The sequence below is a fragment of the Gluconobacter sp. DsW_056 genome, from assembly GCF_002153595.1.
In the GTDB taxonomy this organism is placed as follows: domain Bacteria; phylum Pseudomonadota; class Alphaproteobacteria; order Acetobacterales; family Acetobacteraceae; genus Gluconobacter; species Gluconobacter albidus.
The window spans coordinates 82667-102847 of record NZ_JOPF01000015.1; the positions used below are offsets into that span (position 1 = coordinate 82667).

Genomic DNA, 20181 nt, shown 5'->3' on the forward strand with positions numbered 1-20181 from the left:
TCTCCTGTATGACGCTGCTCAGTTCTGAAAATCATTCGTTATTGCGAGTATTGTCATTTGTTTGAAAAACGCCTGACCCTCACGCCGTCCATGAACAGGATTGCAGTTTACACGCTGTCACTGGTGTTCGGCCTTTTTCAGGCTCTGCGATGCTTTCCGATGGCGCTAATCCGCGGGCAGGTGCCGACCTATGCGCAGACCGGCCGGGAAGATTTCATCCAGCACATTATTGGCCAGATCTATTTTCTGCGACAGGACTGGCACTGGCCTCTCCTGGTCGACCAGCGGCTGAATGTGTCTCCTGGTACCAATATTGCCCTTACGGACAGTATTCCTCTTGAAACCCTGCTCCTGAAAATCGTCCACCCATTTTTCCCGGACATGCTTCAGGGAATTACCCTCTACCTTGCGCTTTGCTGGACACTGCAACCAGTCTGTGCAGTCTTTGCACTCCGATCCTTGGGCGAAAAACGTCTTCTGCCTGCGCTTGCAGCCGCAATCTTTGCGGCCTGTTTTCCGACCTTTCTCTTCAGGATCGGACATGCAGCCCTTTGCGGACAGTGGATCCTGCTGCTGGCAATCGGTCTTTATTTCAGGGGGACGCGACCCGGCGCAGGTCCCGGACCGGTGTGGCTGCTGGCTCTTCTGAACACCCTGACACTTCTGATTCATCCCTATCTCATGGTGATGACCGGAGCGGTTCTCGGAGCGGTTCCCCTGACACTCCTGCTGCGGGACAGAAGCTGGAAAACCTTTGTGCCTGCCGCCATGGCTACGGCCGCATCAGGGCTGGGGATCGTCATTATTGGATCGGCTCTGGGATATTGGGGAGGAATGAGCGGCGGCGGTTACGGTTTCTATTCCATGAACCTCGCCTCGCCTTTCTGGCCAGCCCACTCCAGCCTGTTTCCTTCCGTTCCCATACAGCTCGCGGAAGCGACCGGGGGACAATATGAAGGGTATCAGTATCTTGGTGCTGGTGTGTTGCTTGTTCTTGGAATGGCTCTGCTGAACCGCAAGGGCATCGCACTTCTCATACAACTGACAAAACAGCATGTCGGCCTTTTTCTGGCATGCTTGGCGCTAACGGCCATCGCCGTTTCAAACCGCGTCTATTTCCTGCATATTCCCGTCCTGCTGACACATTTTACTATGCCGGGCGCGGAGCAGATGCGTTCTTCGGGACGCATGTTCTGGCCGGTTGCGTATGTGATGATGATTGGCGGCATTTACGTTCTGTGCCGGGTCTGGCCAAAGGTCTGGCCCCTGGTCCTGCTCGCGGGAATAACGCTGCAATGGCAGGATACCCTTGGCATGCGCCAAGGTGTCCAATGGGTTGAAAATACGATCCTTACTCCGCCCGCTCCAGAAGACAGTGAGTCTCTGGCGCTGATGAAGCCCTTCGACAAAATCGAAATCCACCCCAGACTGGAATGCGATGGCGCTGATTCGCGTTATATTATGCGGTTCCTGTATGCGGCAGCGCTCCAAAACGCCTCGGTCAACACGATGTATACAGCAAGACTGATGCCGGAAGCCGCCTGTCATATGTCGGCAGAACAGCCTCACCCCCTTGATCGACAAACCCTTGTCATTCTGACCGGCACATCGCAACGCATTCACGCCCTGAGCTGGTCGAGGCTGCAACATGCGCAATGCGGAGTCATGGACAAAGCGACCTTCTGCGTTGCAGCAGACGTGCCCTTTCCCGCAGGTCTGTCGCCTGCGTTGCAGGCGCCTGTCCTGCCGATCGGTCAGGAGATTGTTACTGCCGGCCCGCAGTTTAGGAACGAAGAAATTCTGGAAAGTGGCTGGTCTGCCCCCGAAAACTGGGGCGTGTGGAGCGAGACGCCTGATCCCAGCCTTTACCTGCATCTGCCTGCAGAGGTTCACAGGGCAAATCTCGTATTGCGGATGCACTCTACACCCGGCACGCCCCAGCATGTCCGTGTTCTCCTGAACGGCACACAGATCGCCGAATGGGACGTACAGCCCGACGAGGCGGACTATAAAGCCGATTTCCCCCTAACCCCCGAGACACAGTCTGCAAGCCTGCAGTTACAGATCAGCAACCCGGTGCGTATTGGACAGGACCCGCGTCTTCTGGGAATTGCGCTCCTCAGCCTCAAAGTCATCGGACTGGATTGAAAGCTCCTGAGACCGGGCACGCCCGTGCCCGGTCTGCCGTCTCAGTATTTACGCCGGAGGACGTAGATCGGACGCTGTTTCGTCTCCATGTAAATGCGACCGATATATTCCCCCAACATGCCAATGCTGATGATCTGAACACTGCTGAAAAAGATGATGGCCACAAACAGGGACGCATAACCTGGTACAGAATTGCCCCAGAGTATCGTGCGGAAAACAATGAAAATTGCGTAAAGAATGGCCAGCGCCGCGCCGATGGTTCCCAGATATGTCCACAGCCGAATGGGAACGGAGGAAAAGCTGGTGAAACCTTCAAGAGCAAAATTCCACAGCGAATAACCCGAGAACTTTGTCGTTCCCGCAGCACGGGGTGCACGAACGTAATCAATGGTGACTGTCCGGAACCCGACCCACGCGAACAGACCTTTCATGAAGCGCTGGCGTTCCGGAAGTTTGCGTAGAGCTTCAACCACACACCGGTCCATCAGACGGAAATCACCCACATTTTCCGGGATCCGGATATGGGCGAGCCGGTTGTGCAGCGCGTAAAACCACGCTGCGGTTTTGCGTTTCAGCATGCTGTCACTGGACCGATCAATCCGCTTGCCCAGCACGACCTCCGCCCCCTCACGCCAGGCCTGCACCATCTCGGGGATGACTTCAGGTGGGTCCTGAAGATCCGCGTCAATAATAATGACGGCATCTCCCGTTGCCGCATCGAGACCAGCTGTCAGTGCCGCTTCCTTGCCGAAATTGCGGGACAGTTCAAGAACCCGGAATCTCCGGTCGTCTTCCGAGAGCCGGATCAGTTCCCGCAGGGTGGCATCACTGCTGCCGTCATCCACACAGACAATCTCCCAGCCTGTCTCGGCAATGCTGTCGATAACAGGCAGGATACTCCTCGCAAAGTGACCAATAGCGGCCTCTTCATTGTAGAAGGGAACAATCAGGGAAAGCTGGCTGGCCATACAGGTCTTCGGATTCCAAATCGTGAATGTCTGATTCTATCAGAAATATCCTGACAGCATGCAGGTTTCATTTCAGTCAAATCACAGAAATAACCAGAAAAACATACTTGATGCTCGCCGACCAACAGGAGCATTGATCTTTCCCCTGCAACCGATAAGGTATTACCCAAGGCAGCCATCTGCCTTACCCTTGATATTTTCGCCCACCAGATTTCCATTTTTTTTTGCAGACCCAGGGGATGTCAGGACCGGAAATGCAGAGTCCATGACAGACAAGACCGATACAGGACCGAATTTGAACCCGTCGACAAACGCTCCGCAATGGCGTCTTGAAGGTGGAGAGAATTCCACTGTCATGGTGCTGAGCGGAACATGGCAGGCTCGGGCCGGCACAATTCCGGTTTTTCCGAAAGACGGACTACCAAAAACTCCAGAAGGGCATTTGTCGTTTCAGACCTCCGGCATTCAGGCGTGGGACACGGGGCTGATCGCTTTTCTGTGGGATCTCAAACGTGTTGCGCATGACGCTGGCATCAGTCTCGAGATGCAGACATTGCCTGGCCCGATGCGTCAGCTTCTGGAGCTTTTGCCCGAGGCTCCGGACGATCCCGTCCACCACAAGCCTTCCCGCATCCCGTTTCTGGAAGCCTTGGGCCACCGTTCCATCGCCTCCATGACGGAAGTCGGCGTAGTGTCCGAGCTCGCGGCACTGACGGCGAAAGGGGCCGTTCAGACCGTTCTGGGACGCAGCCGGATGCGCCTGAGCGATCTTCTGGCTAACACCAGTGATGCGGGTCCCTATGCCCTGCTGATTGTCGGAATCGTCAATTTCCTCATCGGTGCAATTCTCGCATTTGTCGGAGCCGTGGAACTCCAGAAATTCGCAGCTGGCATCTATGTAGCCAGTCTGGTCGGTATTGCGATGGTGCGAGAAATGGCTGCCGTCATGACCGCCATCATCATGGCCGGACGCACGGGCGGAGCCTATGCCGCGCGGATTTCCACCATGCAGGGCAACGAGGAAATCGACGCCCTGAATGTCTTCGGCATTCAGCCTTCGACCTATCTGATCCTGCCTGCTGTCCTGTCCCTTATCATCACGATGCCGTTTCTTTACCTGTATGGATGCCTCATCGGGATGCTGGGCGGCTTTGTCGTATCCATTTCGATGCTCGACATCACGGCAGCTGGCTATTTTCACCAGACGATCACGGCCTTCGGGATCGGTCAGTTCATATTCGGTTTTGTCAAAAGCCTCGTTTTCGGCGCGTTCATTGGCCTGACAAGCTGTCGGATCGGCCTGAAGGCCGGACGCTCTGCTGCGGATGTCGGCATTGCCGCCACACGGGCCGTGGTTGTCGGCATTGTGGGTGTCATCGCCATTGATGCAATCTTCGCCGTCATCGCCGATGTTCTGGGAATCTGACCGCCATGCCTGACCAGACCGTCCTGTCCCTGCGCGATGTCACACTCTCCTTCGGGCCGAAGGTCATCCAGAAGAACATCTCGCTCGATGTGCGCAAAGGCAGCATCTTCGCTGTCATGGGGGGCTCAGGCTGCGGCAAAAGCACCCTGCTCAAAAGTATGATCGGCCTCCTGCGACCGTCCGCCGGTGAATATCGTGTCGGGGACGAAGACTACTGGGCCGGAAGCGACGCCCATCGCACCGATCTGAACCACCGCTTCGGCGTCCTGTTTCAGAGCGGCGCGTTATGGAGTTCCATGACCATTGGCGAGAACATTGCGCTGCCTTTGCAGATGTTTACGGACCTCAAGCCCCCCGTCATCCGTCGCCTCGTGGAACTCAAGCTGGGTTTCGTCGGTATGTTGCAGGCGATTGATCTTTATCCGTCAGAAATCAGCGGTGGCATGCGCAAACGCGCCGGTCTGGCGCGCGCTCTCGCCCTCGATCCGGACATTCTGTTTTTTGACGAACCCTCCGCAGGCCTCGATCCGATCACGTCCGCCCGCCTCGACGACCTGATTCTGAACCTGCGGGACGGCCTTGGTGCAACAATCATCATCGTCAGCCACGAACTGTCGAGCCTGTTCCATATCGCCGACGACGGCATCTTTCTGGATGCCAAAACGAAAATTCCCATCGCCCATGGCTCCCCCAGAGATCTGCGCGATACCTGTACGGACCCACAGGTGCATGCCTTCATGCACCGCGAACGCGACGACGAAGAAGGAAATACGTAATGAACAGGCAGGCTCTTGTCGGTGCTTTCGTCCTTGGAGGGACAGGCCTCCTCGTCGCAGCCTTTGTCCTGTTCGGCAATTTCCATCCTTTCGCCCGGACGACGAAAGCCGTTCTGGTGTTTCATGGGGCCTCGTCGGGTCTGGCCGTAGGCTCTCCCGTCACATTCCGTGGCGTTCAGGTCGGCGCGGTGGACCGCGTCGTCATTGAATACAATCCCGTCACCAAAGACGCCTATATTCCGGTCTATGTCACGATGCGACCGGACGACATCATCCTGACCAACAGCAGCCACCGTCTTCCCAATCTGGAGGAACTTATCAAGCAGGGACTGCGCGGCGAGATGAACCTCAAGAGCTTCGTTACGGGAACGTCCGAAATCGATCTGGATTTTTCTCCCTCGACCCCTGCGGTTTTCCACCCTGATATCGCCCATGTTACGGAAATTCCGACCAGACAGTCCACCATAGCCGCCATGACGCAGAGCCTTCAGGACCTGCCCCTGAAACAGATCGGCGAGAACGCCGACGCCACACTGGCCTCGGTTCGTCAGCTTTCGGACAAGCTCGACAAAGATCTGCCTGCACTGATCCAGAGCATTCGCGAAACCTCGGACCACAGTCGCGACATGGTCGATGCGACCCGCAAGGCGATAACGGATTTCGAACCTGCCATAACGCGTACGCTTCTCAGTGTAGACCGTCTGGCCAATGCAGGAACGTCGCAGCTTGATGCGCGCGGACGTGAACTGCACGCAGTCCTCCAGAGCAGCAATGAGGCAGTTCAGCAGGCCACGAAAAGCCTTGCCAATCTGGAAAACATGACCTCTCCGCGCTCGGCGGACCGGACCAATCTCGAAGCCAGCCTGCGTGATATCGCCGCTGCGGCCTCGGCCCTGCGCGGGTTCGCCACAGACGTCGAACATAACCCGCAGCTTCTTCTCACGGGACGCCGGCAGTGAGCCGCACCACCCGTTTTTCCCGGAGACCAGCCCCGTGACACGGCTCATGATACGATCTGCGGCACCTTTCGCCCTTCTGACGCTGGCCCTGCTGTCAGGCTGTGCCGCTCCACCGGTTCAGTTCTATACGCTTGGCGCACCCGCCATAGCCCAGAACAGCAATACCCCCCTCCCCGCTACGGCTCCGGTCCTGAACGTCGCACGCGTCGCCCTGCCGGATTATCTGGACAATCAGGATATCATGACCCGCCACGGCGACCAGCTTGACCGCAGCCCCAATGGGCGGTGGGGAAGCCGCCTGTCGCAGGGCGTGACGGATCTTCTGGCCGCCCGCCTGGGGCAGGACTGGCCCCATTATATCGTCACCACACAGCCACTGGCCGAAACTCCGAGGCTCCGGCTTGCCGTCAACATCAACCGGCTCGATCTCGACAGCAACGGTCAGGGCGCCCTGCAGGCCGACTGGGCCGTAGTCCCCTCGGACACCCATCAAGCCATTCTGCGCAACCGTGGCTCTTTCACCGCACAGGGCTCCGTGGCGACCGATGCGGGCAAGGTCGCCCTGACGCGTGACCTCGTGGAACAGCTTGCCTCCCGGATCGGCAGTACGATCCCCCATCCCTGAAAGGCCCCCTTTCACTCAGGCGACGAACGCCCTATTTTCCGTGTCCCTGCGCCCTGAGGCTGCAAGTTCGCGGAGCGCCTGATTGAAAACCCTGCTGACCACTCTGCCGTTTCTGGCCATTAGCCTTATGGGATTTTCCCTTCAGGGGTTTTCCAGGGCCGCTGAAGTTCGGGATACCCTCTCGATCGGTCTGGCGATCGAACCGCCGGGTCTCGACCCCACACGCGGCTCAAGTGAAGCCATCGGAATGGTGACATACGGCAATATCTATGAGGGGCTGGTGCATCTGGATGAAAAGGGAACCATCAAACCCCTTCTCGCCCGGGACTGGAGTGTTGCGCCGGACGGTCTGACCTACGATTTCACGCTGCATGAAAACGTGAATTTTCATGACGGCACGCCCCTGACCTGCGAAAGTGCAAAATTTTCCCTTCTCCGCGCCGGAGCAGCGGCCAGCACCAATCCGGACAGAACCACGTTCAGCCAGATTGCCGATATTTCCTGCCCGGACAGTCTGCACGTCCGGATCCGTCTCCAGCACCCATATGGCAGCTTCCTGTACCAGCTGGCATGGAATGACGCCGCCATCCTCTCGCCAGCATCCGTGGCCCAGAACATCAGTCACCCGGTCGGCACGGGGCCCTTCGTCTTCGGCGAATGGCAACGCGGCGATCATCTGACGCTGAACCGCAATCCGGAATACTGGAGCGCCAGACCCGCCCTGCGCTCCGTCACCTTCCGCTTCATGCCCGACCCGCTTTCGGCCAGCAACGCGCTTCTGGACGGGGAACTGGATGCGTATCCGTCGTTTCCGTCACGCGAAATCCTGAGCCGTTTTGCCAGCAACCCGCAGCTTGAAGTCGTCCGGGGAAGCTTTCCCTTCAAGGCCATTCTCGCCCTCAACAATGCCCGCCGCCCCTTCAACGATCTGCGCGTCCGACAGGCCATCGCACAAGCCATTGACCGCAAGGCACTGATTCAGGCCGTGGCGGAGGGCGACGCGACGCTCCTGCAATCGCACATGGCGCCGGACGATCCCGATTACGTCGCCCTGCCCGACCGTTATCCCTACGACCCCGACCATGCCCGCGCGCTTCTGAAGGACGCAGGAATTGCGCCCGGCCTGCATCTGACGCTGGCGTTTCCACCCATCGGTTATGCACGCGACAGCAGCGAACTCATCGCCGCCTATCTGGAACAGATCGGCCTCAACGTAACGCTCCAGCCCGTGGAGTGGCCCGCATGGCTCAGTCAGATTTACGGGCAGGGCACCTTCGACATGACCGTTATCGCCCATACCGAGCCACACGACATCGCAATCTATGACCGCAAACAGGTCTATTTCCACTATCACAGCGCAGTCTTTCACGACCTTCTTCAACGATACGAGGCCACGGCAGACCCTGCTTTGCGGCATGAACTTTCCGCGCAGATGCAGACACAGGTCGCACAGGACGAACCGAACGTCTTCCTGTTCTCGATCCCCCGTGAGACCGTCCTGAACCGCCACCTCAAAGGCCTGTGGACCAGTCAGCCCATCGCAGGCTGCCCTCTGGGTGGCGTCTTCTGGGAGCCATGACGGTAATGAACGCACTGCATCTGGCCTTTCAGCGGCTCCTGCTGCTGATCGTTGCAAGTCTTGTCATTTTCGCAGCCATGAACCTCCTGCCCGGCGACCCGGCCTCCGTCATGCTCGGACTGGACGCAAGCCCCGAAAGCCTTGCTGCCCTGCATCATCAACTCGGGCTGGATACCTCCCTGCCCGCACGATATGCGCAGTGGATCAGCAGCTTTGTGCAAGGAAATCTGGGTCGGAGCTACATCTATGACGTGCCCGTCAGCAGCCTGATCGGCGAGCGCCTGCAAAGCAGCCTGCCCCTGATCCTGCTGGCCATGCTGCTCTCTCTCGGCGCGGGTATCCCCCTCGGCATGATCGCCGCCGCAAACGGGGGGAAAATGCCCGATATGGGCCTTATGGCGATGCTTCAGCTTTTGAAGTCCATTCCCGATTTCTGGCTGGCGATGATGATGACGTTCCTGTTCTCCCTGACCCTTCACTGGCTGCCGGCCAGTGGTTTTCCCGGATGGAATCATGGATTTTTCACCGGCCTGAGGGCGCTCGTCCTTCCGGCTGTCGCGCTTGCCGTTCCGCAGGCCGCCATCACCGCACGCTTCATGCGCTCCTCCCTGATCGAAACCCTGTCGCAGGATTTCATCCGCACGGCCCGCGCCCAAGGCTACAGCCGCTCTGGCGTCCTGTGGCGCATTGCGCTGCCCAACGCCCTGATCCCGGTTCTGACACTGGCCGGAATCCAGCTTCCGGTTCTCATAACAGGGAGCATCATCGTCGAAAGCGTCTTCAGCCTGCCCGGCTGCGGAAAACTCCTTTTGGAGGCCGTCAGCCAGCGCGATCTGCCTGTCGTGCAGAACCTCGTCATGCTGATCGTCACTGCCGTCATGATCCTCGGTTTTCTGCTGGCGGCACTGGTGCGTTTTCTGGACCCGCGCCTTGGAGAAGAGCGTCCATGAATACGCGCGCCAACCCGACATTATGGACCGGCAGCGCGTTACTCGGCATCGTTCTGCTCCCGGCACTCATTACGGCCCTGCTCACCGGCGCCAGTGCCCCGGCCATCGACGTCCTGCACCGCTATGCCCCCCTCTCCCTGTCACACCCGCTTGGAACCGATCCTTTTGGGCGGGATGTCATGATTTTTGTGCTCTCCGGAGCCTTCAACAGTATCCTGATTGCAGCAATGGCCGTCTGCCTTTCCACGATTGCAGGCACCGTGCTGGGACTGATCGCGGCAGGCAGGCCCCCTAGAGTCATCATGGGTCTCACAGATCTGGGGCTGGCATTTCCGCCCGTTCTGATCGCCGCTCTTCTGGTCACGGCGCTCGGAGCTTCAGCCATGGGCGAAATCCTCGCCATCGCCCTGTTCGGCCTTCCCGCCCAGATCCGCATCACCCGACAGGCCGCACGCGCCATTCTGGTTCAGGACTATGTCGCGGCCTCCCGTCTGGCCGGACGCGGCACCATTTCCATTCTGCGACGACACGTCCTTCCCAATATCCTCCCGATTCTGACGGTTCAGGCCACATCCTCGCTTGCACTGGCCATCCTCTCAGACGCGGGACTGTCCTATCTGGGGCTGGGCGCACCGCCGCCCCGGCCGGATCTGGGACGAGCGCTGGCCGCCTACCAGATCCATGTTTTCGATCATCCGCTTCTGGTCGCCGTGCCGGGTCTGACGATCATGCTCCTCGTGCTGGGGTTCAACATGACCGGCGATGGACTGCGCGATGCTCTGGACGCTCCGCTGGAGGACCATGGCGCATGAATTCACTCCTGCATGTCAGGGACCTAAGCGTTCACAGCCCGGCCCAGCCAATCCTTCACGCCCTGTCCTTCACGCTTGAGCCGGGCAGGATCCTTGCCGTCATCGGCGAGTCAGGTTCCGGAAAATCCACACTGGCCCTGAGCCTCATGGGGCTGCTGCCACCCGGGTTCCAGCCTCGGGGAGAGCTCCGTCTGAACGGTCAGAACCTTCTGATGCTTCCGGAATCCCAATGGTGCCAGATCCGTGGGAAAACGCTCGGCATGGTCTTTCAGGAGCCCATGTCAGCGCTCAACCCCACACGAAGAATTGGCGCACAGATCGCCGACACGCTCCGGCTTCATACAACACTCACCCGTTCTGAGATCCGCGATCAAACCCTTGTTCTCATGAAGCAGGTCGGCCTTTTGAAAGCGGGCGTGAGCGAACGCGCCTATCCCCATCAGCTTTCGGGAGGGCAGCGACAGCGCGTGCTTCTGGCCATGGCACTGGCCTGCAAACCTGCCCTTCTGATCGCGGATGAATTCACCACGGCCCTTGACCCCCGCACCTGCGAAGACATGATGGCCCTTGTGCGCCAGCACACCGAAGCACACCGCATGGCCGTCCTGATGATTTCCCATGATCTCGGTCTGGTGCGCCATCACGCCGACCATGTTCTGGTCCTGAAAGATGGAATCTGCGTTGAACAGGGGCCAACCGCATCCCTGTTCGACACTCCCGTCCATCCCTACACGCAGGCCCTCCTGTCCATGTCCCTGCACGGCGCGGCCCATGCCCCCTTCACACGCCTGCCCGTTTATACGGTACCGGCATGACCTCGATCCTTCAGGCCCGGAATGTGACGTTCGGACAGTCCGGAAGGCGAATCCTGCACGCGATCAGCCTTGATGTCCTGCCGGGCCAGACGCTCGGAATCATTGGCGCGTCCGGCAGCGGAAAATCAACGCTCTGTCGCCTCCTCAGCGGCCTCGTCCCTCCCGATGATGGACAGATCCTGTATCAGGGACAGGATTTCGCGACAGCTTCCCGCGCCGTACGGAAAAAGATCCGTCCTGCCGTCCAGATGATTTTTCAGGACCCTTACGGCGCCCTCGACCCACGCCAGAAGGTGCGTGATATCGTGGGGGAAGCTCTTGACCCCACAGCGGACCGGGAAACACGCATTCTGACGGCCCTTGCCGAAGTCGGCCTCTCCGCCGAAAGCGCGGACCGCTATCCGAAAATTTTTTCCGGTGGCCAGAGACAGCGCATTGCGATTGCCCGCGCCCTGATCACGCGTCCTTCCGTCATCATCGCGGATGAAGCCGTCTCGGCGCTGGATGTTTCGACACAGGCCATCGTCCTGAACCTTCTGCTGGATCTGCAACAAAAACACGGACTGGCCTATGTTTTCGTCAGCCACGATCTGGCTGTCATCCGCCACATGTCACACCATATCGCCGTTCTGGAACAGGGCCGGATCGTGGAATCCGGGTCGGCTTTCACTGTCCTGAATAGCCCGACCCAGCCCGAGACGCGGGCACTGCTTGAAAATTCCTTCTGACCGACGAGGCCGCATGACCAGCCTGAACCTTCTCACCGACATCCCCGGCATCCGCGTCGGCCACAGTGAAGATCTGAGCCTGCGCACGGGCGTGACGGTCATTCTGTTCGACAATCCGGTCACCGCTTCCGGCAGCTTTCCCGGCGGCGCTCCGGCCCTGCGGGAAACCGCGCTTCTGGAACCCGAAAATCTGGTGGAGCATATCCATGCGGTCGTGCTGTCGGGCGGCTCCACTTACGGTCTGGATGGCACGACGGGGGTTCAGGCATGGCTGCGAGAACAGTTTGGCAATGCGCCCCTTCCCCCAGGCACGATCCGCGTCCCTATCGTGGTGCAGGCCAGTCTTTACGATCTGCCAGCAGGCGGTCAGACGTCCTGGGGCCGCTACTCCCCCTATGCCGACATGGGGCATCAGGCTGCCGGAAACGCCTCTCATGGCCGTTTCAGACTGGGCACGGCGGGCGCAGGAACAGGCGCCACGACGTCCACCCTCCGCGGAGGGCTGGGTTCGGCCAGCACCAGAACCCCAGCAGGGCATCATGTGGCCGCACTGGTCGCGGTCAATGCCGTCGGGACAGCCACGATCGGCGATGGCCCCCATTTCTGGAGCGCCCCTTTCGAGCAGGGACGCGAATTCGGCGGTCTGGGTATGCCCGCGCATCTCACGCCGGAAGACCTGCGCCTGCGCTCCAAATGGGCCTCCGTCACCGGCACCACGATCGGCCTTATCGCGACGGACGCAACCCTCACCAAAACACAGGCCAGACGCCTGGCCATTCTCGCTCAGGATGGCGTGGCAAGGGGTGTCTTCCCGGCCCATCTGCCTCTGGACGGCGACGCCATGATCGGGGTCTCCACACGGGAAAAACCGGCACCGGCACCCCAGGAATGGACTGAAATCCTCCATGCCGCGACGCAGGTCACGGCGCGCGCCATTGCCCGGGGCGTGTACGAGGCGGGCCCCCTGCCCGGCACCACAACCCTGCCCACCTGGCATGAGCGTTTTGGACGAAAAGACGGGACGGTTGCGGAAACGATATAAAAATGACCTGACCCCCATTTCATATATTTTATTCTGAATCGTATATGATTATAGGACTCAGACCGAGTGTCATGTCCGAGGCTGAGTCCATGTCATCTGTTGTTCCGTCCTATCCCGTCCGCTCCCCCCTCCGTCAGGCCATTGCAGCAGACATGCGCAGGCCTGAGGCGGACTGTATCCTTCCCCTGATCGAGCAGGCCACGCTGACCGGGACGGAACAGCAGAACACGTTCGACGTCGCCCGCCACCTGACCCGCACCCTGCGAACGCAGCGTCGTCCGGGCGGGGTTGAGGCCCTTGTGCAGGAGTTTTCGCTCTCGTCGGCAGAAGGCGTATCCCTGATGTGTCTGGCCGAAGCGCTCCTGCGTATTCCTGATGCCGCCACACGCGACGCGCTGATCCATGACCGGATCGGCACGGGGGACTGGCTGTCTCACATGGGCGGAAAAAAGACCATTTTCGTAAACGCGGCCTCATGGGGCCTGATGCTGACCGGCAAGCTGACAAACGACACGGATGAGGGCCTTGCCGCCACGCTGTTCCGCCTCGTCGGACGGGGTGGCCAGCCGCTGGTTCGCCGTGCGCTCGACATCGCCATGCGGATGATGGGCGAACAGTTCGTGATCGGCGAAACCATCGAGGACGCGCGCAAGGTTAGCGCGGAACCCGAAGAGCGCGGCTTCAAATACTCTTACGATATGCTTGGCGAAGCCGCGATGACGGAAGCCGACGCCCTGCGCTACCGCCACGACTACGAGCGCGCCATCGACGTCATCGGCCAGACTGCCCGTGGCGCGAATGTCTATGAAAAAGCCGGTATTTCCATCAAGCTCTCGGCTCTTCACCCCCGCTATGCCTTCGCCCAACGCGAGCGGGTCCTTGAAGAGCTGGGCCAGACCCTGAAGGATCTCGTTGTTCAGGCGCGCCGCTATGACATCGGCATCAATATCGACGCTGAAGAAAGCGAACGTCTGGACCTTTCGCTCGACCTGATCGAAAACCTGTGTCACTGCCCCGAACTGGACGGCTGGAACGGGATCGGGATCGTGGTGCAGGCTTATGGACGCCGCGCGCCGAAGGTTCTGGACTATCTGATCGACCTGGGGCGTCGCAGCGGACACCGCCTCATGATCCGGCTGGTGAAAGGCGCGTACTGGGATAGCGAAATCAAGAAGGCGCAGGTCGAAGGCCAGACGGATTTCCCGGTCTACACGCGCAAATGCTACACTGATGTCAGCTATATCGCCTGCGCCAAAAAACTTCTCGCCGCCCGCGATGTCGTCTTCCCGCAGTTTGCGACCCACAACGCCCGCACGCTGGCCACGATCTATACGCTGGCAGGACTGAACTTCCAGATTGGCGACTACGAGTTCCAGTGCCTGCACGGCATGGGCGAGACGCTTTATAATGAAGTCGTCGGGCCGCAGAAGCTCAACCGCCCGTGTCGCGTTTATGCTCCGGTCGGCTCGCATGAAACGCTTCTGGCTTATCTGGTGCGTCGTCTGCTGGAAAACGGCGCAAACTCCTCCTTCGTCAACCAGATCGGCGATGAGAGCCTACCGATTGAAAGCCTGATCGAAGACCCGGTCGCACTGGCCAAAGCCGTCCAGCCGCCGGGTGCCTCCCATCCGGCCATTGCCCTTCCGAAAGACCTGTTCAAACCCGAGCGGACCAACTCGCGCGGACTGGACCTGACCGAGGAGCACACCATCACCGCTCTGGAAGAAGCCGTCTGTGCGTCTGCCGAGCAGGCTTTGCAGGATACATCCTGTTCGGGCGAAGCGCAGGATATCCGAAACCCCTCCAGCCATTCGGACCGGATCGGCACGGTCCGTTTCGGAAACAAAGCCGATGTCTGCAAGGCCATCGACTTTGCAGAAAGCGAGATGTCGGCATGGGCGGCTCTTTCCGCCGACGAGCGAAGCGCAAAGCTTGACCGTGCGGCTGATCTGCTGGAACAGCACCAGAAAGACCTGATGGCCCTTCTGGTCCGTGAAGCGGGAAAATCCTACGCCAATGCGCTTTCCGAAGTCCGCGAGGCCGTGGATTTTCTGCGCTATTATGCCGCACAGGCTCAGGACATCGTACGGATAGGCAGTAGTGCGCCGCTCGGCGTCGTCGCCTGTATCAGCCCGTGGAACTTCCCGCTCGCCATCTTCCTTGGACAGGTCTGCGCAGCACTTGCGGCTGGCAATACGGTCGTTGCCAAACCGGCCGAGGAAACCCCCTTCATCGCCCTGCGCGCCGTCGCCCTTCTCCGGGAAGCGGGAGTTCCGGAAAACGCACTCCGCCTCGTTCCCGGCGCGGGCGAAACCGGCGCGGCCCTCGTGGCCGACACCCGGATTTCCGGCGTGATGTTTACCGGCTCCACGGCTGTCGCCGGGCTGATCGCCAAGACCCTGGCCGGCCGTACCGGAGTGGACGGGCAGCCTGTTCCGTTCATTGCCGAAACGGGCGGACAGAACGCCATGATCGTGGACAGCTCCGCCCTGACCGAACAGGTGGTGGCAGATGTTCTGGTCTCAGCGTTCGACAGCGCAGGCCAGCGCTGCTCCGCCCTGCGCGTCCTGTGCGTGCAGGAAGACTGTGCCGATCGCGTCCTGACCATGCTACGCGGTGCGGTCGAGGAACTGCGTGTCGGCAACCCGGCGGAACTGCACACCGATGTCGGCCCCGTCATCTCCGCCGAAGCCAGCTCAGGCATTCAGACCTATATTGACGAATCCCGCGCGCTGGGCCGCCCCGTCTGGTCTCTTCCGCTGCCGGAAAGCATGGAAAAGGGTACCTTCATCGCTCCGACGATCATCGAGATCGACAGTCTGGCAGACCTTAAGGGTGAGGTTTTCGGGCCGCTGCTACACGTCCTGCGCTTTGAATCCGACGGCTTCGAAGCCCTGCTCAACGCCATCAACCAGTCCGGCTATGGTCTGACATTCGGCCTCCACACCCGGATCGAAAGCCGCATGGCGCATGTTACGTCCCGCATTGAGGCCGGAAACCTCTATGTCAATCGCAACATGGTCGGCGCGGTTGTGGGCAGCCAGCCTTTCGGAGGCGAAAAACTGTCAGGAACAGGACCGAAAGCCGGTGGTCCCCTGATCCTGCGTCGCCTGATGAGCACGACACCGGCCCACGCCGACTGGGACAGACAGGAACTTCCCGAGCCTGCCCGCCAGTTCCTGTCCTGGCTGATGCAGAGCAGTTTTCCGCTTTATCAGAAAATCGTGGAAGGCATGCAGCACGGCCTGTGCGGCGCCACGCGCGAACTGCCCGGCCCCGTTGGCGAGACCAACCTCTACGAGCTTCTGCCGCGCGGTGCCGTCCTGTGCGTCGCCAGTGACCGGGAAACCATGCTTCGTGCCGTAGGGCTCGCCCTGAGTGGCGGAAACACGGCTTTCGTTCAGGGCCCCAACGTGGCCTCGGACTGGGTCTCCGATCTGCCGCATGCCCTCGCTTTGCATATCCGCCGGACACAGGGCGGGCGCGTTGCAGGATGCCGGACGATCCTCGCGTCTTTCGGAGAACGACAGATGGCCGAGCAGGCCCGTACGGCCCTGTCGCGCTCGGGCATGGTCGTGCAGCTTTACATGCTCGACGCAAAAAGCCCGATCCGGCCCGAATGGGTGCTTCAGGAAAAAGTCGTCAGCACCAACACGACGGCCGCAGGTGGCAATGCGAGCCTGATGACCATCGGATAATATCACGCCGGGAATATCCCACGGGCATGATCGTTTGTTGCGATCATGCTATGAGGGCCGCCCCACTGACGGATAACCGACCTCATGAGCGACGCCTCACCGATTTTCACGCCTGTTGATACGAAAAGCGGCTCGGCCTCGCTCGAAATCGCAGAGGCCCTGCGCCGTGCCATCACGGACGGCGCATTGACCGACGCCCAACCGCTGCGTCAGTCCGAACTGGCCCGCAATTTCGGCGTCTCCACCATTCCGGTCCGCGAAGCACTCAAACAGCTTGAGGCGGAAGGCCTGATCGCCTTTCTGCCCCATCGTGGCGCCGTGGTGACGGGGATGAGCGAAGCAGACATTCTGGAATATTCAGACATCCGCGCCTCCCTGGAAAGCATGGCCGCGGGGTTGGCCATGACGACCCTCACCCGTGTGGATCTGGCGCGCATCGAGGACGCCTATGAATCGTTTGTCAGCGGAACCGGCGATGGACATGACATGGCGCAGTCTGGGCGACTGAACTGGGAATTTCATGGTGCCATTTATGCCGCCGCCCGCCGCCCCCGGCTTTACGGCATGATTCATGACCTCCACTCCCGCCTGTACCGCTATATCCGCGCCCATCTGGAACTGCCGGGCCGCAAGGCCGCAACGGATGCCGAACACTTCCGGATCCTGCTGGCCTGCCGCGAGCGTAACGGCGAAGAACTTGCAAGGCTGACGAAGCAGCATATCCAGGAAGCCGCGTCCCTGTCTCTCGACGTCATCCGTAGCCGGAAATCCTCCTGACCTTCAGCGCGCCGGGTGAGCGCTCACCAGCGTCGCGGCCCCCCGTTCATCAAACCAGCAGTTCAACGGGCCGTCCGCATGGAAAAACCCCGGTATGCTGTCGATGATATGCGCGCTCTGCTCCAGACACGCCACAAGACGGACGTGCAACACACACCCTGTGGTCGCGTCGGTGTCGGAGCCGATCAGCCGCGCAGCGTCTCTCAGGGATGCCGCCGTACCCCCCGGATCCCGACGCAGCATTCTGAAAGATACAAGAGCCGTGTTCAGGGCGTCCGTCTGGGCTGCAGTCAGTCCAGCCTTCTCCGCTGCCCGCCTGAGGCGGATCAGCAGACGGCCGAGGGACAACGCAGCAAACGCACCATCGACATAACCCTGCCGGTCAATCGGGGACGTGACCAGAGACAGACGCATCAGCAAACTCGAGACTTTCTGGATCTGCGCCCCTTCCCACACCATCCAGGACGGGACTTTCGTACCCGGCTGACTCGAAAGACTCTGCAGACTGCGCCCCAGAGACAACACAAGCCGCGATGCATACAGCCGCTGGTCGGCAGGCATGATCACCCGGAACACCAGAACAAGCAGCACACATCCCATCAGGATGGCCAGCCACGTATTGATGAGCGTGATGTCATCCACAACCATGCTGTTCGTCACCATCAACTGCATGGCCAGAAAGACCGTGTAGCCAAAAGCGCCGATCCCGTAGCGCGGGTGAAACTGGAGCCACACACCCGGCAACATGCAGGCGCAAATCGACAGCCAGAGCATCGGATAGCCATCCACACGGGGGAGCGCCACGATATGGCACAGCCAGCAGGCTGGGACCGAAAGCGCCGTTCCGATCGCCATCGGCAGGCTCGCACGGGCAGCTGAGGGCACGGTCGACAACAGGCTCGATGCTGCCACCACATACATGATCATCATTGGACCGGTCGGAAAATACGTGATGTACCAGATCATGCAGGCCAGAAAGGCGATCAGCATTCCGCGCAGTCCGTTATAGATCGCAGACATCCATTCCACATACAGCCCTACCCGAACCCGGACATGCGCGCCACGCGGGCTCGACAGATCCAGTACGATTTCCCGAAGCTGAAACAGAATATCACGGGTATTATCGACAGACGCCTGAGCAGCGGGCGATGTTGCGGAACGCTCCAGATCCTCCAGCCGCTGCTGGGAATCTTCCAGACATGCAAGCACGCTCTGCGGTTGTTCGATCCATCCCGCACTCTCCGTCAGGACAAGGATCCAGGTCAGCGTATCGCGGATTTCCCGATGAACGGACGCTGAGAGCGAATTTGCGATCCCCAGATTGCGCCAGTACGGATGATAGGACGCAACCAGCCCCGTCATGCGACTAACCGCCAGCCTGTAACCCCGCACGCCTGCATGAATGTCCGGATTGTCGGTCGCCGCGTATTCGATCGCCGGTCCCAGACGCGCAAGCTGCCCCATGAGGCGCTGTCTGCCGTCATACAGGGTCTGGGGCAGTGTCCGGAAGGCCCCGTCCGCGATGGCAGGTTCCACGTTCTGAATATCCTGCGTTCCGGCAGGACGAACCAGTCCTTCATGGAAGACCAGAGCATGGCGAAGGGTCTCGCGGAACGCACCCGACAGCGCGTCCATCGTCCCCTGACGCCGCCGGGGCGACGTCACCATGAAAACAGCCGCCGTCACCACGATCCCGAGCGCCACGTCCGACACCCGCATCATCGCCGACAGGAAAATGTTCTCGGGATGCGAGAAAGCCGGAACGGCCACGATGATGATCGTATATCCGGCCAGAACAGCCGCATAAGCCCTGAAATACCGCAGACATGTCGCCGTCATGCAGGCCAGCCCGACGAAGACCGAAAGCGCCATGAAATACAGGACGGCAGACTGCACGAACATCGCCATGACAGCCGTACTCAGCGCTGCTCCAATCACCGTCCCGGTCATACGCCACACACTTTTGGACACCAGCGCGCCTACGGTCGGATTGGCAACGATCAGAACGGTCGTAACCGTACTCATCGGCGATTCAAGCTGGATCATGAACGCCAGGAAAAGCGCAATCCCGATGGACAGGAAAACACGCGCCGTGAAAGCGGCTGTCGCGAGAAAATTCTGCCAGCGCAGGCTGCTGCGGTCCAAAGAGAACGTCTGACGAAAAAGATTTTTCATAAGGAGCCGCAGTTTCAGCAAGACGACACACCGGACAGGGAAAATCTGCTCTCCATCATGCCAAGCTGATCCCGGAGCATCTCCGCGGCATCTTCGGCAAGCCCTTCAGTCAGCCGGGCTTCAAGTTCGGCCGCAATCTGCTGGAACCTCCGACACCGTGCCATCCCGGCTTTCGTCAGTGCCACAAGATTGGAGCGCCGGTCATAAGGATCAGGCTCGCGCGAAATCAGCCCCTCTCGTCCCAGCTGATCGAGAACCCGGACGAGTGCCGAACTGTCCACGCCCATGACGGAGGCCAGATCGCTCTGTTTCAGGCCGTTTCCCATCACCATCAGATAGGCCATGGGCCGCATGGTCGCGAGCGTCATGCCTTCAGGGCGCAGAAGACGGTCAAGCTGGGCCCGCCACAGGCTCGACAGCCGCATGACATGAAAGGTCAGCTCCATGTCATGAAAACTGCTCTCCCGAAGAAGGGACGTACCATACTGAACAGCCATTTTTGATGATACCTCAACCGTTGACATATCAATAGATTATATGACAACATAAAACTAGAAAACAGATTCTGTTGACATTTTCGTCAGGAGGTTCAGTTTTTGATCCATATCACCCGCCGACTGTCCTCCGTGTAATGGAGGAGTCGTTGTGTCTGAGTGAGGAGCGTTGTGGGCGAGTTGTCTTACAGTCTGGCGTTTGGCAGTCT

Annotated in this window: 16 protein-coding genes; 13 read left to right on the forward strand and 3 right to left on the reverse strand. The window is 59.8% G+C overall.

Annotation, left to right across the window (positions count from 1 at the left end; genetic code table 11):
* Positions 1-90: 90 nt before the first annotated feature.
* Positions 91-2148, forward strand: coding sequence for a DUF6311 domain-containing protein (locus tag HK22_RS13245; RefSeq protein WP_143412426.1), 2058 nt, complete (start codon positions 91-93; stop codon positions 2146-2148).
* Positions 2149-2189: 41 nt separating this feature from the next.
* Here the strand turns inward: HK22_RS13245 and HK22_RS13250 are convergent, their stop codons facing one another.
* Positions 2190-3116 (reverse strand): glycosyltransferase family 2 protein, encoded by a 927-nt coding sequence (locus HK22_RS13250; protein WP_062107671.1) that lies wholly within the window; start codon positions 3114-3116, stop codon positions 2190-2192.
* Between the two features lie 265 nt (positions 3117-3381).
* On the opposite strand from HK22_RS13250, the gene HK22_RS13255 reads away from it, so the two are divergent.
* The 12 genes from HK22_RS13255 (at position 3382) to HK22_RS13310 (ending at position 17303) form a co-directional block, all read left to right on the forward strand.
* Positions 3382-4542, forward strand: a complete 1161-nt coding sequence (locus HK22_RS13255; RefSeq protein ID WP_086649597.1) for an ABC transporter permease — start codon at positions 3382-3384, stop codon at positions 4540-4542.
* A 5-nt stretch (positions 4543-4547) separates the two neighbouring features.
* Positions 4548-5318 carry an ABC transporter ATP-binding protein gene (locus tag HK22_RS13260; protein WP_062027634.1) on the forward strand — a complete coding sequence of 257 codons (771 nt, stop codon included), beginning with the start codon at positions 4548-4550 and terminating at the stop codon, positions 5316-5318.
* Positions 5318-6277, forward strand: a complete 960-nt coding sequence (locus HK22_RS13265; RefSeq protein ID WP_077802595.1) for an MlaD family protein — start codon at positions 5318-5320, stop codon at positions 6275-6277. Before HK22_RS13260 ends, HK22_RS13265 begins: the two co-directional genes overlap by 1 nt.
* Positions 6278-6311: 34 nt before the next feature.
* Positions 6312-6902: a membrane integrity-associated transporter subunit PqiC gene (locus HK22_RS13270; RefSeq protein ID WP_233142655.1), complete on the forward strand. Its 591-nt coding sequence runs from the start codon at positions 6312-6314 to the stop codon at positions 6900-6902.
* Positions 6903-6984: 82 nt separating this feature from the next.
* A complete protein-coding gene (locus HK22_RS13275) occupies positions 6985-8481 on the forward strand; it encodes an ABC transporter substrate-binding protein (RefSeq protein ID WP_233142656.1) in 1497 nt (498 codons plus the stop codon).
* Positions 8478-9431 (forward strand): ABC transporter permease, encoded by a 954-nt coding sequence (locus HK22_RS13280; protein ID WP_086649599.1) that lies wholly within the window; start codon positions 8478-8480, stop codon positions 9429-9431. The genes HK22_RS13275 and HK22_RS13280 overlap by 4 nt, the downstream gene beginning before the upstream one ends.
* Positions 9428-10243 carry an ABC transporter permease gene (locus tag HK22_RS13285; RefSeq protein WP_086649600.1) on the forward strand — a complete coding sequence of 272 codons (816 nt, stop codon included), beginning with the start codon at positions 9428-9430 and terminating at the stop codon, positions 10241-10243. Before HK22_RS13280 ends, HK22_RS13285 begins: the two co-directional genes overlap by 4 nt.
* Entirely contained in the window at positions 10240-11058 is an 819-nt protein-coding gene (locus HK22_RS13290) for an ABC transporter ATP-binding protein (protein WP_086649601.1), read from the forward strand. The genes HK22_RS13285 and HK22_RS13290 overlap by 4 nt, the downstream gene beginning before the upstream one ends.
* On the forward strand, positions 11055-11786 hold the full coding sequence (locus HK22_RS13295; protein ID WP_086649602.1) for an ATP-binding cassette domain-containing protein: 732 nt from the start codon (positions 11055-11057) through the stop codon (positions 11784-11786). Before HK22_RS13290 ends, HK22_RS13295 begins: the two co-directional genes overlap by 4 nt.
* Before the next feature lie 13 nt (positions 11787-11799).
* Positions 11800-12828: a P1 family peptidase gene (locus HK22_RS13300; protein WP_086649603.1), complete on the forward strand. Its 1029-nt coding sequence runs from the start codon at positions 11800-11802 to the stop codon at positions 12826-12828.
* Between the two features lie 89 nt (positions 12829-12917).
* On the forward strand, positions 12918-16526 hold the full coding sequence (gene putA, locus HK22_RS13305) for a bifunctional proline dehydrogenase/L-glutamate gamma-semialdehyde dehydrogenase PutA (RefSeq protein ID WP_233142657.1): 3609 nt from the start codon (positions 12918-12920) through the stop codon (positions 16524-16526).
* Between the two features lie 84 nt (positions 16527-16610).
* Complete coding sequence (locus tag HK22_RS13310) at positions 16611-17303, forward strand: GntR family transcriptional regulator (protein WP_086649605.1); 693 nt, start codon at positions 16611-16613, stop codon at positions 17301-17303.
* Positions 17304-17306: 3 nt separating this feature from the next.
* On the opposite strand, the gene HK22_RS13315 is transcribed toward HK22_RS13310, so the two are convergent.
* Together HK22_RS13315 and HK22_RS13320 are read right to left on the reverse strand one after the other, a co-directional pair.
* The gene (locus HK22_RS13315) at positions 17307-19478 is read right to left on the reverse strand and encodes an FUSC family protein (RefSeq protein WP_086649606.1); all 2172 of its coding nucleotides are present in this window, start codon (positions 19476-19478) and stop codon (positions 17307-17309) included.
* 14 nt (positions 19479-19492) lie between these two features.
* Positions 19493-19975, reverse strand: a complete 483-nt coding sequence (locus HK22_RS13320) for a MarR family winged helix-turn-helix transcriptional regulator (RefSeq protein ID WP_086649607.1) — start codon at positions 19973-19975, stop codon at positions 19493-19495.
* Positions 19976-20181 lie beyond the last annotated feature (206 nt).

Bases quoted from the DNA above. Each gene is read 5' to 3' on its own strand.
- HK22_RS13245 (WP_143412426.1), top strand. From the start codon at position 91: ATGAACAGGATTGCAGTTTACACGCTGTCACTGGTGTTCGGCCTTTTT.
- HK22_RS13250 (WP_062107671.1), bottom strand. From the start codon at position 3,116: ATGGCCAGCCAGCTTTCCCTGATTGTTCCCTTCTACAATGAAGAGGCC.
- HK22_RS13255 (WP_086649597.1), top strand. From the start codon at position 3,382: ATGACAGACAAGACCGATACAGGACCGAATTTGAACCCGTCGACAAAC.
- HK22_RS13260 (WP_062027634.1), top strand. From the start codon at position 4,548: ATGCCTGACCAGACCGTCCTGTCCCTGCGCGATGTCACACTCTCCTTC.
- HK22_RS13265 (WP_077802595.1), top strand. From the start codon at position 5,318: ATGAACAGGCAGGCTCTTGTCGGTGCTTTCGTCCTTGGAGGGACAGGC.
- HK22_RS13280 (WP_086649599.1), top strand. From the start codon at position 8,478: ATGACGGTAATGAACGCACTGCATCTGGCCTTTCAGCGGCTCCTGCTG.
- HK22_RS13285 (WP_086649600.1), top strand. From the start codon at position 9,428: ATGAATACGCGCGCCAACCCGACATTATGGACCGGCAGCGCGTTACTC.
- HK22_RS13290 (WP_086649601.1), top strand. From the start codon at position 10,240: ATGAATTCACTCCTGCATGTCAGGGACCTAAGCGTTCACAGCCCGGCC.
- HK22_RS13295 (WP_086649602.1), top strand. From the start codon at position 11,055: ATGACCTCGATCCTTCAGGCCCGGAATGTGACGTTCGGACAGTCCGGA.
- HK22_RS13300 (WP_086649603.1), top strand. From the start codon at position 11,800: ATGACCAGCCTGAACCTTCTCACCGACATCCCCGGCATCCGCGTCGGC.
- putA (WP_233142657.1), top strand. From the start codon at position 12,918: ATGTCATCTGTTGTTCCGTCCTATCCCGTCCGCTCCCCCCTCCGTCAG.
- HK22_RS13310 (WP_086649605.1), top strand. From the start codon at position 16,611: ATGAGCGACGCCTCACCGATTTTCACGCCTGTTGATACGAAAAGCGGC.
- HK22_RS13315 (WP_086649606.1), bottom strand. From the start codon at position 19,478: ATGAAAAATCTTTTTCGTCAGACGTTCTCTTTGGACCGCAGCAGCCTG.
- HK22_RS13320 (WP_086649607.1), bottom strand. From the start codon at position 19,975: ATGGCTGTTCAGTATGGTACGTCCCTTCTTCGGGAGAGCAGTTTTCAT.